Genomic DNA, 320 nt, shown 5'->3' with positions numbered 1-320 from the left:
CCTATTCTTGGAGTATGAAAAAAACCTGAATGATTACTTGCTATACTAGAAGCTACTCTTAAAAAAGGAGTGTGATGATAAGATTTATAAGTATTGCTTGATAAATTAGAAGAATTTGTATCTATATCATTTGCAATAAAAGTATCATTATCTAATTCTTCTTGATTGGCATAAAGATTAATCCTTACCTTAACCCTTCCATGCTCATCAGTATAAATAGTATTTCTCTCACTTTCTATATCCTTACTCTCTCCTATAACAATACCTTGAGTGCTATTAGGAGCTTTAGGTTTAGCTTTAAAACTTGGAGTAAAGATAAT

1 pseudogene is annotated in these 320 nt (G+C 29.7%); it reads right to left on the bottom strand.

The window, feature by feature from the left end:
- Window positions 1–320: pseudogene (locus ELQ11_RS09760) on the bottom strand (hypothetical protein); the annotation flags it as partial.

This window comes from Campylobacter sp. US50a (genome assembly GCF_004379015.1).
GTDB classification, from domain to species: Bacteria; Campylobacterota; Campylobacteria; order Campylobacterales; family Campylobacteraceae; genus Campylobacter_D; species Campylobacter_D jejuni.
Note: the sequence above shows the minus strand (reverse complement) of the source record. Positions and strands in the feature narration are given on the sequence as shown.